Below are 1,555 nucleotides of genomic sequence, written 5' to 3' on the forward strand. Positions count from 1 at the left end.
GCCAAGGAAATCAAGGGCCTGATCGGCGCCAGCGTCGACCGTGTCGAAGCCGGCTCGCGCCTGGTGGCGGACGCCGGCCAGACGATGAACGAGATCGTCGGCTCGGTGCAGCGCGTCAGCGACATCATCGGTGAGATTACCGCCGCATCGTCGGAGCAGAGCGACGGCATCGGCCAGATCAACACCGCCGTCACCCAGCTCGACCAGATGACGCAGCAGAACTCGGCGCTCGTCGAAGAGAGCGCCGCCGCCGCCGAAAGCCTGAAGGACCAGGCCGCGCGCCTGTCGCAGGCCGTCGGCAGCTTCCGGTTGCAGGCGCACTGAGTCGCCGAACGTTGCCCTTCCGCTTGACCCGAGGTACCCCCATGAACCTGTCCTTCAAACGCAAGATCGGCCTGCTGGTCGGCGCCTCGATCCTGGCGCTGATCCTGCTGACCGTCGCGTCCAGCCTGCGCATGCGCAGCCAGATCGTCGAAGGGCGCAAGGGCCAGCTGGTAACGGCGGTCGAGGCCGCCTACCACATCGCGGCCGGCTTCGAGGCCAAGGCCGCGGCCGGCACGATGAGCAAGGAAGACGCGCAGAAGGCGGCCCGTGACGCGATCCGCGTGGCCCGCTACGGCGCCGAGGCCAAGGACTACCTCTACATCTTCTCGATGGACGGCTCCGCGGTGATGCACCCGCTGAAGCCCGAATGGGACGGCCAGCCGATGATCGGCAAGGTCAAGGACAGCAAGGGCCTGGACATCATCCAGGGCGAGATCGACGTGCTGCGCGCCAGCAAGGACGGCCGCGCCTACCTGATGACCGATTTCCCGCGCCCCGGCAAGACCGAGTCGGTGCCCAAGCTGATGTACGTGATGCAGCTGAAGAACTGGGGCTGGCTGGTCGGCTCGGGCCTGTACATGGACGACGTCGATGCCGAGGTGCGCAGCACCGCCGTGCAAGGCCTGCTGATCACGCTGCTGATCCTGGCCGGCATCGGCGCGCTGGGCATCGTGATCGCCCGCAGCGTGCTGCGCCAGATCGGCGGCGAGCCGAGCGACGCGGTGGCGGTGATGGGCGAGGTCGCGCGCGGCAACCTGTCGGTCGACCTGAGCCAGTCGGTGCCGGGCAGCCTGCTGGATTCGCTGTCGCAGATGGTGCGCTCGCTGCGCACGACGGTGAGCCAGGTGCGCCAGAGCACCGACAGCATCTCCACCGCCTCCGGCGAGATCGCGACCGGCAACCACGACCTGAGCGTGCGCACCGAGCAGACGGCGAGCAACCTGCAGCAGGCCGCGTCGTCGATGGAGCAGCTGACCGGCACCGTCAAGCAGAGCGCCGACTCGGCCCGCCAGGCGAATCAACTGGCCTCGTCGGCCGCTGAAGTCGCAGCCCGTGGCGGCTCGGTCGTCGCCCAGGTCGTCTCGACGATGGACGAGATCAATGCCAGCTCGAAGAAGATCAACGACATCATCGGCGTGATCGACGGCATCGCGTTCCAGACCAACATCCTGGCGCTGAACGCCGCGGTCGAAGCCGCGCGTGCCGGCGAACAGGGCCGCGGCTTCGCGGT

The 1,555-nt window shown here is 68.1% G+C and carries 2 protein-coding genes; both read left to right on the forward strand.

Annotation, left to right across the window (positions count from 1 at the left end; all coding sequences use genetic code 11):
- A partial coding sequence (locus AC1D15_RS31475) for a methyl-accepting chemotaxis protein (RefSeq protein WP_477829132.1) occupies positions 1-324 on the forward strand: 324 nt, incomplete at its 5' end.
- Between the two features lie 41 nt (positions 325-365).
- Positions 366-1,555: cache domain-containing protein (locus tag AC1D15_RS31480; RefSeq protein WP_477829133.1), on the forward strand; the 1,190-nt coding region annotated here is incomplete at its 3' end.

The sequence above is a fragment of the Rhizobacter sp. P2_H2 genome, assembly GCF_056403375.1.